Origin of the sequence: Kineosporia corallincola (assembly GCF_018499875.1) — a bacterium.
In the GTDB taxonomy this organism is placed as follows: Bacteria; Actinomycetota; Actinomycetes; order Actinomycetales; family Kineosporiaceae; genus Kineosporia; species Kineosporia corallincola.
In genome coordinates this window covers 436,895-449,825 of sequence record NZ_JAHBAY010000001.1, presented here as the reverse complement: position 1 = coordinate 449,825, position 12,931 = coordinate 436,895, and the positions used below count along the sequence as shown (strand labels likewise).

Annotated in this window: 13 protein-coding genes; 4 read left to right on the top strand and 9 right to left on the bottom strand. The window is 70.5% G+C overall.

Annotated elements, in window-relative coordinates:
- Positions 1-11 precede the first annotated feature (11 nt).
- On the bottom strand, positions 12-440 hold the full coding sequence (locus tag KIH74_RS01995; RefSeq protein ID WP_372491987.1) for a CBS domain-containing protein: 429 nt from the start codon (positions 438-440) through the stop codon (positions 12-14).
- Positions 441-533: 93 nt separating this feature from the next.
- Positions 534-1,568, bottom strand: a complete 1,035-nt coding sequence (locus KIH74_RS01990; RefSeq protein WP_214153804.1) for a LacI family DNA-binding transcriptional regulator — start codon at positions 1,566-1,568, stop codon at positions 534-536.
- Positions 1,569-1,933: 365 nt separating this feature from the next.
- Between KIH74_RS01990 and KIH74_RS01985 the strand changes: the two genes are divergently transcribed.
- Together KIH74_RS01985 and KIH74_RS01980 are read left to right on the top strand one after the other, a co-directional pair.
- Positions 1,934-3,007: an ABC transporter ATP-binding protein gene (locus KIH74_RS01985; protein WP_214153802.1), complete on the top strand. Its 1,074-nt coding sequence runs from the start codon at positions 1,934-1,936 to the stop codon at positions 3,005-3,007.
- Positions 3,008-3,102: 95 nt separating this feature from the next.
- The gene (locus KIH74_RS01980) at positions 3,103-4,362 is read left to right on the top strand and encodes a DUF4032 domain-containing protein (protein WP_214153801.1); all 1,260 of its coding nucleotides are present in this window, start codon (positions 3,103-3,105) and stop codon (positions 4,360-4,362) included.
- Between the two features lie 63 nt (positions 4,363-4,425).
- On the opposite strand, the gene rlmB is transcribed toward KIH74_RS01980, so the two are convergent.
- From rlmB to ispF, 3 genes are read right to left on the bottom strand one after another with little or no spacing between them, the layout of a single operon-like run.
- Positions 4,426-5,430, bottom strand: a complete 1,005-nt coding sequence (rlmB, locus tag KIH74_RS01975; protein ID WP_214153799.1) for a 23S rRNA (guanosine(2251)-2'-O)-methyltransferase RlmB — start codon at positions 5,428-5,430, stop codon at positions 4,426-4,428.
- Positions 5,420-6,847: a cysteine--tRNA ligase gene (gene cysS / locus KIH74_RS01970; RefSeq protein ID WP_214153798.1), complete on the bottom strand. Its 1,428-nt coding sequence runs from the start codon at positions 6,845-6,847 to the stop codon at positions 5,420-5,422. The genes rlmB and cysS overlap by 11 nt, the downstream gene beginning before the upstream one ends.
- A 31-nt stretch (positions 6,848-6,878) precedes the next feature.
- Positions 6,879-7,358 carry a 2-C-methyl-D-erythritol 2,4-cyclodiphosphate synthase gene (gene ispF, locus KIH74_RS01965; protein WP_372491986.1) on the bottom strand — a complete coding sequence of 160 codons (480 nt, stop codon included), beginning with the start codon at positions 7,356-7,358 and terminating at the stop codon, positions 6,879-6,881.
- 112 nt (positions 7,359-7,470) lie between these two features.
- Here ispF and KIH74_RS01960 point away from each other — a divergent pair, with 112 nt between their 5' ends.
- Positions 7,471-8,214, top strand: coding sequence for an IspD/TarI family cytidylyltransferase (locus KIH74_RS01960; protein ID WP_214153792.1), 744 nt, complete (start codon positions 7,471-7,473; stop codon positions 8,212-8,214).
- A 106-nt stretch (positions 8,215-8,320) separates the two neighbouring features.
- Here the strand turns inward: KIH74_RS01960 and KIH74_RS01955 are convergent, their stop codons facing one another.
- Both KIH74_RS01955 and KIH74_RS01950 read right to left on the bottom strand, forming a co-directional pair.
- Positions 8,321-8,794, bottom strand: a complete 474-nt coding sequence (locus KIH74_RS01955) for a 2-C-methyl-D-erythritol 4-phosphate cytidylyltransferase (RefSeq protein ID WP_214153783.1) — start codon at positions 8,792-8,794, stop codon at positions 8,321-8,323.
- Between the two features lie 346 nt (positions 8,795-9,140).
- The gene (locus KIH74_RS01950; protein ID WP_214153782.1) at positions 9,141-9,623 is read right to left on the bottom strand and encodes a CarD family transcriptional regulator; all 483 of its coding nucleotides are present in this window, start codon (positions 9,621-9,623) and stop codon (positions 9,141-9,143) included.
- Positions 9,624-9,969: 346 nt separating this feature from the next.
- Here KIH74_RS01950 and KIH74_RS01945 point away from each other — a divergent pair, with 346 nt between their 5' ends.
- Positions 9,970-10,644 carry a hypothetical protein gene (locus KIH74_RS01945; RefSeq protein ID WP_214153779.1) on the top strand — a complete coding sequence of 225 codons (675 nt, stop codon included), beginning with the start codon at positions 9,970-9,972 and terminating at the stop codon, positions 10,642-10,644.
- Positions 10,645-10,711: 67 nt separating this feature from the next.
- Here KIH74_RS01945 and KIH74_RS01940 read toward each other — a convergent pair whose 3' ends face one another.
- Positions 10,712-11,395: a response regulator gene (locus tag KIH74_RS01940; RefSeq protein WP_214153778.1), complete on the bottom strand. Its 684-nt coding sequence runs from the start codon at positions 11,393-11,395 to the stop codon at positions 10,712-10,714.
- The gene (locus tag KIH74_RS01935; protein WP_214153776.1) at positions 11,392-12,759 is read right to left on the bottom strand and encodes a sensor histidine kinase; all 1,368 of its coding nucleotides are present in this window, start codon (positions 12,757-12,759) and stop codon (positions 11,392-11,394) included. Before KIH74_RS01935 ends, KIH74_RS01940 begins: the two co-directional genes overlap by 4 nt.
- Positions 12,760-12,931 lie beyond the last annotated feature (172 nt).

Here is a 12,931-nt window from a genome sequence, read left to right as displayed (position 1 = left end):
GCGGGCCGGCGTCAGGTACTGATGTACGCCTGGAGCTGGTCGCGTTCGCCCTCGAGCTCGTCGATGCGGTGCTTCACCACGTCGCCGATGCTGACGATGCCGACCAGGCGGCCACCGTCCACCACCGGCACGTGCCGGAACCGGCCGTTGGTCATCAGCCGCATCAGCTCGTCCAGATCGGTGTCCGGCGGGCAGGTCTGCACCTGGCGGCTCATGATCTCGCTCACCGGCTCTTCCAGCAGGCCGGGGCCGAAGCGCTGGAGTCTGCGCACCACGTCGCGCTCGCTCACGATGCCGTCGATCGTCTGCCCGTCGGCCGACACCACCAGGGCGCCCACGCCGTTCGTGGCCAGCAGGTCGAGGAGCTCGGTGACCGGGCGCGCGGGGTCGATGGTGACGACCAGCCCGCCCTTCCGCCGGAGAAGATCACTGATCCGCATGCGCAGAACCTCCCGAGGCTTGGACATGTCACGGCCCCCTTGCCCAGAGTAGGTAGCCGCTGCCCGAAGAGGAACCCCTGAACGTGTCCGGAATCACACCGGAACGGACCCGGTGGAACCCCGCACCACCAGCTCCGGCCGGAACAGGTACTCGGTGCGCGGCGCGAAGCTGCCCGGGCTGCCGCCGTGGATGTCGTCGAGCAGGGCCCGTACCGCCGCCGCCCCCATCGCCTGGACCGACTGCCGCACGGTGGTCAGCGGCGGGTCGGTGAAGGCGATCAGCGGCGAGTCGTCGTAACCGATCACCGACACGTCGGCCGGCACCTCCAGGCCCCGGTCCCGCACCGCCCGGATCGCGCCGAGCGCCATCAGGTCGCTGCCGCAGATCACGCCGGTGCACCCGGCGTCGATCAGCCGCTGCGCCGCGGCGGCCCCGCCCTCCACACTGAACAGCGAGCACTCGACCCAGCCGTCCACGTCGGCATTGCCCAGGTGCCGGAGCATGGCCTGCCGGTAGCCGTCGATCTTGCGGATCACCGGGACGTACTGCCGCGGACCCAGCGCCAGGCCGATCCGACGGTGCCCCTGCGCCACCAGATGATTCACCGCAAGGTCCATCGAGGTCACGTCGTCATTGCTGACGAAGGGCGCGTCCAGCCCATCCACATAGCCGTTGACCAGCACGATCGGCAGACCGCGCCGGCGCAGCGCGACATACCGGGCCGGATCGGCGGAGGTGTCGGCGTGCAGCCCGGAGACGAAGACGATGCCGGCCACCCCGCGCTCGGTGAGCATCTGCGTGTACTCGTCCTCACGCACCCCGCCGGGGGTCTGCGTGCACAGCACCGGGGTGTAGCCGTGGTGCGCCAGAGCCGACTCGATCACCTGCGCGAAGGCCGGGAAGATCGGGTTGTCGAGCTCCGGCACGATCAGGCCGATCAGCCCGGCGGAGTGCTGCCGCAGCCGCACCGGGCGTTCGTAGCCGAGCACGTCGAGCGCGGTCAGTACGGCCTCACGGGTGGCCTCGGCCACCCCGGACCGGCCGTTCAGCACACGGCTGACCGTGGCCTCGCTGACGCCGGCCTGCACGGCGATGTCGGCGAGCCGGGCGCGTGGTGCTGTCGCCATCGGCCGGACTCCTGCGGAAGCTCCGTGGGTGGGGATTACATGAGAGCAGAGAGAAAGCGGCATTCACGACGAATCGGCCGGGCGATTTCCTCACACCCCTCCTGGTGAACTTACCGTGCACCACCCGTCACGGAAACGCGCACAGTGGGATGCAGATGACACCGACTACCCCTATGCCGGAGGGCGCCCGACCGTCTTAGATGTACTCCGTGGCCGACGGCGCCCCCGCGTCGACCGGTCATAGCTCCATCCGGGTCCGCGGGCCCGGCGAATTTCCGGTTCAACCTGGTTGCCGACCGGCGACCGGGTTTCACCCTCCACTCGGATCGTCCGGCACGTTCCTGCCGGTGAAGGGAAGTGGCAAAGTGGCCACCGTCACATATGACAAGGCGACCCGCGTTTACCCGGGCGCCACCAAGCCGTCCGTCGACCAGCTCGACCTCCAGATCGAGGACGGCGAATTCCTGGTACTGGTCGGGCCCTCGGGCTGCGGCAAGTCCACCTCTCTGCGCATGCTGGCCGGTCTCGAAGACGTCAACGAAGGACGGATTCTGATCGGCGACCGGGACGTCACCCAGATGCCGCCGAAGGACCGCGACATCGCCATGGTGTTCCAGAGCTACGCGCTCTACCCGCACATGACGGTCGGCGAGAACATGGGCTTCGCCCTGAAGATCGCCGGTGTCAGCAAGTCCGAGATCCAGCAGCGGGTGGCCGAGGCGGCCAAGATCCTCGACCTGACCGAGTACCTCGACCGTAAGCCGAAGGCCCTCTCGGGTGGTCAGCGGCAGCGTGTGGCGATGGGCCGGGCGATCGTCCGCCAGCCCCAGGTGTTCCTGATGGACGAGCCGCTCTCCAACCTGGACGCCAAGCTGCGTGTCCAGACCCGCACCCAGATCGCTTCTCTCCAGCGGCGTCTGGGCGTCACCACGGTCTACGTCACCCACGACCAGACCGAGGCCATGACGATGGGTGACCGGGTCGCGGTGCTGAAGGACGGTCTCCTCCAGCAGGTCGGCTCGCCGCGTGAGCTGTACGATCACCCGAACAACGCGTTCGTGGCCGGCTTCATCGGCTCGCCCGCGATGAACCTGCTCGACCTTCCCGTGGTCAACGGCGGTGTGCAGTTCGGCGACGAGGTGTACCGCATCTCGGAGCAGACGCTGAACGCCGGCGGCCGCCACGTGACGCTGGGCGTTCGCCCGGAAGACCTCTCCCTGTCCGACCACGGCCTCCCGGTCCAGGTCGAGCTGGTCGAGGTCCTCGGTGCCGACGCCTACCTGCACGGCACGCTGAAGAGCGAGGGCACCGACCTCCCGGTCATCGCCCGCGTCGACGGCCGTCGTCCCCCGGAGAAGGGCCAGACGGTCCACCTCAAGGCCAAGGAAGGCCACACGCACCTGTTCAGCACCGAGTCGGGCGAGCGCATCGGCGCCTGATCTCGATCACTGCTCAGCACGGCCGATCCGTGCCGGCCGGGCCTGCGGGCCCGGTCGGCACGGTGACAGCCCGCGCGCAGCGGGGGTTCTCAGAGATGACTGCCACACGAACACTCCAGATCACTTCCGCGGCACCGGATCCGGCACTACTGGACCTGCCGTGGGACGTTCCGCTGGAAAATTGGCCGGCCAACCGGCTGGCCACCCTGCCGCGCGGTATCTCGCGGCACATCGTGCGTTTCGTCCAGCTCTCCGGCAACGTGATCGCCGCCAAGGAGATCACCGAGGAGTTCGCCCGGCGGGAGTACGGCCTGCTGCGTCTGCTGCGCCGGCTCGGGCTGCCCGCGGTGGAACCGCTCGGCATCATCACCGGGCGCACCGACGTCAACGGTGAGGATCTCGACCCGGTCCTGCTGACCCGCCACCTCCAGTTCTCGCTGCCCTACCGCGCCGTGTTCTCCCAGACCATGGGCCCCGAGCCGGCCATGCGGCTGGTCGACGCCCTGGCCGTGCTGATGGTGCGCCTGCACCTGAGCGGCTTCTACTGGGGCGACGTCTCGCTGTCGAACACGCTGTTCCGGCGGGACGCAGGCGCTTTCGCGGCCTACCTGGTCGACGCCGAGACCGGCGACCTCTACGACACCCTCTCGCGCGGCCAGCGCGAGCACGACCTCGACCTGGCGCGCACCAACATCGCCGGCGAGCTGATGGACCTGGAGGCCGGCGGCCTGCTCGACGAGAGCCTGGACCCGGTCAAGACGTCGGACGCGTTCATCGAGCGCTACCGCACGCTCTGGGGCGAGCTGACCGCCAAGGAGGCCTTCAAGACCGGCGACCGCTGGCGGGTGGACGCACGCATCCGGCGGCTCAACGACCTGGGTTTCGACGTCGGTGAGCTGAACATCAACACCGACGTCACCGGCACCTCGATCGAGATCCAGCCGAAGGTCGTCGACGCCGGTCACCACCGGCGGCGACTGCTGCGCCTGACCGGTCTGGACGTGGAGGAGAACCAGGCCCGGCGGCTACTGAACGACCTGGACACCTACCGCGCCGCCACCGACCGCCAGGGCGTGGACGAAGACGTGATCTCGCACGAGTGGCTGGCCCGCCGCTTCGAGCCGGTGGTGCGCGCGGTGCCGCTGGAGATGCGCGGAAAACTGGCGCCGGCCGAGATCTTCCACGAGGTTCTGGAGCACGCCTGGTTCATCTCGGAGAACAACGGCCGCGACGTCGGCATCGACGAGGCCGTCGCCAGCTACATCCGCAACGTGCTGGTGCACCGCCCCGACGAGCAGGCCGTGCTGGGCGTGGACACGCAGGAGATGCCGGTCGTGGTCGACCCTCTCCCCTGATCCGCAAAAATTGAGGACGACGAGGAGCTTCTCAAAAGCTCCTCGTCGTCCTCAATTTCGCGCTTACTCGGCCCGGCGGCGAGCCACCTCGTAGAGGGCCACGCCCATCGCGACACTGGCGTTGAGCGACTCCGTGCCGCCGATCATCGGGATCGAGGCGATCGCGTCGCAGTTCTCCCGCACCAGGCGCGACAGGCCCTTGCCCTCGGCGCCGGAGACCAGCACCAGGGGCTCGGTGGCCAGCTCGAGACCGGGCACCTGGACATCGCCACCGGCGTCGAGCCCGACCACGAAACAGCCTGCGGCCTTGAGCGACTCGATCGCCCGGTTGATGTTGGACACGCGCGCCACGGGGGTGCGCGCGGCCGCCCCGGCAGACGTCTTCCAGGCCGTTGCGGTCATCCCGGCGGCCCGGCGCTCGGGCACGATCACCCCGTGCCCGCCGAACGCGGCCACCGACCGGACCACCGCACCCAGGTTGCGCGGGTCGGTGACCCCGTCGAGAACCACCAGCAGCGGCGCCCTTCCGGAGTCGGCCGCGATCTGGAGCAGGTCGTCGGGGTGGGCGTACTCGTAGGGCGGAACCTGGAGCACGAGCCCCTGGTGCACGGCCCCGCCGGTCAGCCGGTCGAGGTCGGTGCGCGAGGCCTCCAGCAGCGGAAGACCGGCGTCGGCCGCGGTTTTCAGCGACTCCCGGACCCGGTCGTCGCTGTCGATGTTCGAGGCCACGTAGAGCGCCTTGGCCGGCACCCCGGCACGCAGCGCCTCGACCACCGGGTTGCGCCCGGCGACCATCTCGGAGCCGGTGCCGCCGGCGGACGAGCGCCGCTGCTGCGGGCGGTTGCCACCGGTGGACGGACGCCCGGTGCCCTTGCCCGAGGCCTTCATGGCGTTCTTGGCCGCGGCCTTGGCCCGGCGCGCTGCCGGGTGGTGATCGCGGTCGGTCGCCTTGGGCGTGGGGCCCTTGCCTTCCAGACGCTTGCGGGACTGGCCACCGGTGCCGACCGTCGCGCCCTTCTTCGATCCGGGCCGGCGAGTGGCCCCCTTGCGCGACGAATTACCGGCCACTGCCGTTCTCCAGACTCCAGCGGGCGCCTTCCGGCGTGTCCTCAACTACCACCCCGGCTGCGGTGAGCCGGTCGCGGATGGCATCCGCGGTGGCGAAATCTCTTTCTTTACGGGCGATCGCGCGGGCGTCCAGCTCGGCCCGCACCAGCACGTCGAGGGCGACCGCCTGACGGCCGTCCAGGCCGCCACCGGTGCCCCAGGCCGCGTCGAGCGGGTCCAGGCCCAGCACCGACGTCATCGCCCGCACCTGTTCCAGCGAGACCTCCAGTGCCGCGCCGTCGTTCTCGGCCAGCGCCCGGTTGCCCTCGCGCACCGTGTCGTGCAGCACCGCGACGGCCGCGGGCACGCCCAGGTCGTCGTCCATGGCCGCGGCGAAGGCCTCCGGCACCTGCCGGCCGGCGCCCTCCGACCCGAGCCGCTCGACCGCCCGCTGCACGAAGTGCTCGATGCGCTCGTAGGCGGCCGTGGCGTCGGCCAGCGAGTCGTCGCTGATCTCGATGTTCGACCGGTAGTGCGGTGTGGCCAGCACGTACCGCAGCACCGCCGGGCGCACCCGCTCGCTGAGCGCCGCGATCGTCATGGTGTTGCCCAGCGACTTGCTCATCTTCTCGCCGGACATGGTGACCCAGGCGTTGTGCAGCCAGTACCGGGCGAAACCGTCACCGGCGGCCCGGGACTGGGCCAGCTCGTTCTCGTGGTGCGGGAACCGCAGGTCCAGACCGCCGCCGTGGATGTCGAACTCGGCCCCCAGGTAGCGGGTGGCCATCGCCGAGCACTCCAGGTGCCAGCCGGGACGCCCACGGCCCCACGGGGTGGGCCACGACGCCGTAGCCGGGGCGCCGGGTTTGGCGCCCTTCCACAGCGCGAAGTCGCGCGGATCCTTCTTGCGGGCGTTCGGGTCGGCGTCGGCCGCCGCCTCCATGTCGTCGATGTTCTGCCGGGTCAGCGAGCCGTAGGCGGGGAACGAGCGGACGTCGAAGTAGACGTCGCCCGAGCCGTCACCGGCCGGGTAGGCGTGACCGGCGTCGATCAGCCGGCCGATCAGCTCGACCATCTCGATGACGTGGCCGGTGGCCCGCGGCTCGATGGTCGGCCGCAGCACGTTCAGGGTGTCGTAGGCGGCGGTGAACTCCTGCTCGTACAGGAACGCGTGCGCCCACCACTCCCGGCCCGCCTCGCCGGCCTTGGCCAGGATCTTGTCGTCGATGTCGGTGACGTTGCGGACGTACGTGACCTCCAGGCCCTGGTGGATCAGCCAGCGCCGGAGCACGTCGAAGTTGACCTGGGCACGCACGTGCCCGATGTGCGGCGAGCTCTGCGGGGTGGGCCCACAGACGTAGATACCCGCCTTGCCGTCGACAACGGGGACGAAGTCCCGTACCTGCCGGGTCGCGGAGTCATACAGTCTGAGGTTCACCTGTCAAGGTTAGCGGGCTCACCCAACTGCTTTACTCACCAGGGACGACGAGGGCGGTCGCGATCGCCGCCACGCCCTCTCCCCGGCCGGTCAGGCCCAGCCCGTCGGTGGTGGTGGCGGACACCGTGACCGGGGCCCCGCAGGCGTTCGAGAGCACCGCCTGGGCCTCGTCCCGACGCGGGCCGAGCTTGGGCCGGTTGCCGACCACCTGGATCGCCACGTTGCCGATCACCCAGCCCGCCTCACCCAGCCGGCGGGCGGTCTCGGCGAGCAGCGTGGTGCCGGCCGCGCCCGCCCACTCCGGCTGCGAGGTGCCGAACTGCGAGCCCAGATCGCCCAGCCCGGCCGCCGACAGCAGCGCGTCGCAGGCGGCGTGTGCGGCCACGTCGGCGTCCGAATGACCGTCCAGGGCCCGCTCCCCCGGCCACTCCAGACCGGCCAGCCAGAGCGTTCTCCCGGAGCCCTCCGGGGCGTACCCGTGCACGTCGACCCCCAGGCCGGTGCGGGGCAGGGGTGCGACGACCGGCCCCCGGGTCTCCTGCCGAGGGGACGAGGGGCCGAACTGGTCACTGGCCGAAGGTTCACTCACGGTCGTCAGTGTGGACCATCTAGGATGGAGCATCGTGACCGATCCGGTAGACCTGCCCTCCACGGGGCCCCAGTGCCCTCCCGGGGCTGCGGCCTTCGTGGTTCTCGCGGGTGGCAGCGGCACCCGGGTGGGGGCCGGGCAGAACAAGGTCTACCTGCCGCTCGGCGGCCGTCCCGTCGTCTCCTGGGCCCTCTCCTGGGCCGACCAGGTGCCGGAGGTCGGCCGGGTGGTGCTGGTGATCCGCCCGCAGGACGAGGCGCAGGCCCAGGAGGCCGTGGCCGCCGCGGGCATCCGGCTGCCGGTCGAGGTCATTCACGGCGGCGTCACCCGGCACCGGTCCGAGCAGAACGCCCTCGACCACCTGTCGTGGCCGATCTGCGCGGGATCGCTCCAGGTGGTGGCGATCCACGACGGCGCCCGGCCGCTGGCCGGCCCGGAGCTGCTGCGCACCGTGATCCAGGCCGCCGCCGCGCACGGCGGGGCCGTGCCCACCCTGCCCGAGACCGAGGCCTGGGCGGTGGACGAGGCGGGCCGGCTGACCCCGCCTCCTGCCGGTGAGTCCCTGCACCGGGTGCAGACCCCGCAGGCCTTCCGGGCCACGCCGCTGCTCGAGGCCTACGCCCAGGCGCTGCGCGACGGCACCGAGGGCACCGACACCTCCGCCGCCCTGGAGGGCCGGCCCGGGGTGCAGGTGGTCGCGGTGCCCGGCAACCGGGAGAACCTGAAGGTCACCTTCGCCGAGGACATGTCCCGGGCCGAAGACCTGCTCACCCGCTGAACGCCCGAAACCGCAGGACCGCTGAGGCAACTGGGCCCCTGACCGCGAGCTGGTCGGCCCTGCCGAATCCGCCGGGCCGGAGAACTCGCCGGGCCGCCCGGCCCGGTCAGCTCGTGCCGCCGGCCACCACGGTCGCCCCGCCCGCGACCAGCGCCCCGAGGATCTCCCCGGCCGTCGTCGCCCCGGGCTCCCGCTCCAGGGCGGCCCGCAGCGACCCCAGCCGGACGGCGAGGGGGGTGGCCACGAACCGGTGGTGCTCCCGGTCGGCCGTGCCGGTCAGCGCCCCACCCGGACCGACCCGCTTGAGCGTGTCGGTGACCGGCCGCACCGAGGCCACCACGAGCGCCGGGACCCCGCCTGGTTCCCCACCCGCCGGAGTCATCGCCTCCAGCGTGGCCAGCACCGCGTCCACCTGCGCGTCCGCCTGCGTACCCACCTCCGGGCCGAGCAGCACCGCGAACCGGTCGTCCGGCTCGGCGCAGCCGGCCAGGTCACGCAGGGTGTGAACGGCGCAGGCCCCGGGCGGGGTCAGCGCGGTCGGCCGGTCGGCGTGGATCACCGCGACAAATGCCGTGGACATCGACGAGCACCTCGTGGAACTTTCGGAATTCATGGGCGAGGACGGCAGGAGACTTCCGAATCACGGCTCGGCCGGATTCAAAAGCGTTTCCAGATTTTTCACCCGGTTGGATCTGACGGAACGCCCGACGCGTACCCGGATGATTTTCGCAGGAGCACCGTACCCGATCTTCGAAATACCCAAAGAAAAAACCCGGCGCCACCGCCGAAGATCGTCACACGGGTTCGGTGCGAACCAGATGATCAGATTTCGGCGAGGACGCCGGGTTCAAGGTCTTTCTACCGATCGTCCACCGGTCCGGAAGAACCCGGTGGACAGACCGCGACCGATCGGGCGGGCCGGTCGGTCAGGAAGCCAGGACCTCGTTGAGGAGTGCCTCGGCCTTGTCTTCGTTGGTGTGCTCGGCCAGAGCCAGCTCGGACACCAGGATCTGCCGGGCCTTGGCCAGCATGCGCTTCTCACCAGCGGAAAGGCCGCGGTCCTGGTCGCGACGCCAGAGGTCGCGGACGACCTCGGCAACCCGGACGACATCGCCCGAGGCGAGCTTCTCCAGGTTGGCCTTGTAGCGACGGGACCAGTTGGTGGGCTCTTCGGCGTAGGGGGCGCGGAGCACCTCGAACACCTTGTCGAGGCCTTCCTGACCCACGACGTCCCGGACACCCACGAGGTCGACATTCATCGCCGGCACCTCGATGGTCAGATCTCCCTGAGCAACCTTCAGAACGAGGTACTGCCGCTCCTCGCCTTTAATAGTGCGGGTCTTGATCTCCTCGATGAGCGCCGCCCCGTGATGGGGGTAAACGACAGTCTCGCCGACCGTGAAAGCCATGTGTAAGTATCCCCTTTCCCAACTACAGACTACCACGTCCGGCCTGGCAGGGACCAGAGGATCATCAGTATTTTCGCAGGTCAGAGGCATAGGAGCGAAACCACTTCGGCTAAAGATGCCACACAGCGTGGTTTCGGGCGGTCACGCTGAGCGATGTCCGGTAGGCGAGGAAGCCCAGGAATGCCATTCGGATGCCATCCCGGTGGGGGCTTGCGCCCGGCCCCGGAGACGCCGAAGAACTACCCGGTGAACCAGCCGGACGAGCACGGCGTGGGGTGCCTGAGCAACCGCGCGCCCGACCGATAGGCTGCGTCCGCACTTAACGATCCCGCAGGAGGCCAGCGCCGTGAAGCGCACCCGTGTTCTAGCCGCCAAGACCGCCCTAGTGACCGGCGCCGTCGCCCTCGGTCTGAGCGGCTGCGGACTCACCTCCCCCGCCGTGATCAAGACGCCCTACCCGGCGTCCGACGGCATCGACGCCGATCTGCCCGGCACCGAGGTGGTGCTGCGCAACCTGATTGTGGTCGGGGCCGAGAAGGGCGCCGAGGCCGAGCTGATCGGCTCGGTGATCAACCAGGGTGACACCGACGCCCGGATCAGTCTCCAGGCCGCCGTGGGCGAGACCGGACAGCCCAGCCAGACCGCCGTCTCGGTGGCCGCGGGCCAGGTCGTGCAGTTCGGCCCCGGCAGCAACCAGACCGAGGTGGCGATCAGCGACCTCGCCGTCGACCCCGGCGACGTCACCGGCCTGACCGCGTCCACCACCAAGGGCGGCCGCGTCGACCTGAACGTTCCGGTGCTGCCGCCCGAGGGCGACTACGCCGAGGTGACCCCGCTGGAGATGCCGAGCGACACGGCGAGCCCGGAGGCCACCGGCTCTCCGTCGGCCACCGGCGACGCCGCGGCGGACGAGGAGTCGGCCTCCACCGGAGACTCCACGGACGAGCCGACCACCGAGGCGACCGGCAAGAAGAACAAGCAGACCACCGAGGCGACCGAGACCAGCGACTCCGCCAGCTGATCCGGCACGCACACGAAAGGGCGGCACCCCCCAGGGGTGCCGCCCTTTCGGCGTAGCCGGTGCGGGCTCAGGCCTCGAACTTGTAACCCAGGCCGCGCACGGTGACCAGGTAGCGCGGGCTGGCCGGGTCGGGCTCCAGCTTGCCGCGCAGGCGCTTCACGTGGACGTCGAGGGTCTTGGTGTCACCGACGTAGTCGGAGCCCCAGACCCGGTCGATCAGCTGCATGCGGGTGAGCACCCGGCCGGCGTTGCGCAGCAGCAGCTCGAGCAGCTCGAACTCCTTCAGCGGCATCGGCACGGCCTCGCCGTTGACGGTGACCACGTGCCGCTCGACATCCATGCGCACCGGGCCGGCCTCGACCGTGGCGCCCTCGGCGCCCTCCGGCTCCAGCGGGCCGCGCCGCAGCACGGCCCGGATGCGGGCGACCAGCTCACGGGACGAGTACGGCTTGGTGACGTAGTCGTCGGCGCCGAGCTCCAGGCCGACCACCTTGTCGATCTCGCTGTCCTTGGCGGTCAGCATGATCACCGGCACCTTGCTGCGGGTGCGCAGCTGCCGGCAGACCTCGGTACCGGGCAGGTCGGGCAGCATCAGGTCGAGCAGCACCAGATCGGCACCGTTGCGGTCGAACTCGTCCAGGGCGGCCGGGCCGTCACCCGAGACCGCGACCTCGTAGCCCTCTCGGCGCAGCAGGTAGGACAGCGGGTCGCTGATCGACTCCTCGTCCTCCACCACCAGGATGCGGGTCACGGGGTTGCTCCTTTCAGCTCGGACCCCGCGTCCTGCGGGAGTCCTTCCTCAGCGGGCCCGCCGGTCGGGGCGGCAGGGCCGGTCGATCGTGTGGTCGCCTCGGGAGCGGCCGGATCGGGTGGTGCGGTCTCGGTGGAGGACGGCGGGCGGCCGTTCCTCGGGGCGGTGAGCTCGGGCTCCCAGGTCTCGGCGGTGGACACCTCGGCGTCGGCCCGGTGCTCGTGCCCGGCCGGCTGCACCGACTCGGGCAGCCGCAGGGTGAACGTGGAGCCCTGGCCGGAACGGCTCCAGAGCATCACCTCACCGCCGTGGTTGGCCGCCACGTGCTTGACGATGCTCAGGCCCAGGCCGGTGCCCCCGGTAACGCGCGAGCGGGCCGGGTCGACGCGGTAGAAGCGCTCGAAGATCCGGTCCTGGTCGCTGCTGGCGATACCGATGCCCTGATCGGACACCACCACCTCGACGATGCCGCCGACCCGGCGCACGCCCACCCCCACCCGGGTGTTCTCCGGGGAGTACGAGATGGCGTTGTCGACGAGGTTGCGCACCGCCGTGACCAGCAGGTTGTGGTCACCGTAGACCACCGCGCCGTGGTCGCCCCCGACGACCACCTCGATGTTCTTGGCCTTGTAAGCCATCTGGCAGCGGTCGACGGCGTCGGACACCACGTCGTCGATGCCGACCGGCTCGGGCGGGTGCAGGGCATCGGCCACCTGGAGCCGGGAGAGGTCGATGATCTCCTGCACCAGCTTGGTCAGCCGGATGGACTCCCGCTGCATCTGGCCGGAGAAGTGCCGCACCGCGTCGGCGTCGTCGGCCGCGTCGGCCACCGCCTCGGCCAGCAGGCTGAGCGCTCCGATCGGGGTCTTCAGCTCGTGGCTGACGTTGGCCACGAAGTCGCGCCGGACCTCTTCCACCCGTCTGGCCTCGGTGCGGTCTTCGACCAGCACCAGCACCAGGTCGGGACGCAGCGGGGCGACCCGGGCGTAACAGACCAGGCGGCCCCGGCCGAGCGGGCCGCGGGGCAGTTCGAGCTCGCGCTCGCGGACCAGGCCCAGGGTGCCGGCCTCGACCGCCATCTCCCGCAGTTCGGTGTGCACCAGCTCGCGACCGCGGACCAGGCCGAAGGCGTGGGCGGCCGGGCTGGACTTGATCAGCCGGCCGTCGGCGCCGAGCACGACCGAGGCGGAGGCCAGCACGTTGAGCACGTCGGCCGCGCCCTCCGGGAGCGGGCCGGTGGGAACCGGCGGCGCCGGTTGCGGCTGGCGCGCTCCCCGGTTGGCAACGCTCAGCACACCCAGGACCAGCCCGACGACCAGGCCGATCCCGATGGCGATGGCAAAGGCCAGAGGCGTGCTCACCATGCCAGCGTAAGCTGCGTCCAGGACAGTTTTGCGCCAGGGAGTCCGCACCTGGGGAACCCTTCGGCGCCTGTTCATCTTCAGCTCGGGATCTATTCATGGGTCGCTGCGACGGTGAGTAGCGTTTCGCCGCCAACCAGTCACGCGCGGTGAATGAGCCCGTCCGTTAGGTGAG

Coding starts and splice junctions, on each gene's coding strand:
- KIH74_RS01995 (WP_372491987.1), bottom strand. CDS start 440: ATGCGGATCAGTGATCTTCTCCGGCGGAAGGGCGGGCTGGTCGTCACC.
- KIH74_RS01990 (WP_214153804.1), bottom strand. CDS start 1,568: ATGGCGACAGCACCACGCGCCCGGCTCGCCGACATCGCCGTGCAGGCC.
- KIH74_RS01980 (WP_214153801.1), top strand. CDS start 3,103: ATGACTGCCACACGAACACTCCAGATCACTTCCGCGGCACCGGATCCG.
- KIH74_RS01955 (WP_214153783.1), bottom strand. CDS start 8,794: ATGTCCACGGCATTTGTCGCGGTGATCCACGCCGACCGGCCGACCGCG.
- KIH74_RS01950 (WP_214153782.1), bottom strand. CDS start 9,623: ATGGCTTTCACGGTCGGCGAGACTGTCGTTTACCCCCATCACGGGGCG.
- KIH74_RS01935 (WP_214153776.1), bottom strand. CDS start 12,759: ATGGTGAGCACGCCTCTGGCCTTTGCCATCGCCATCGGGATCGGCCTG.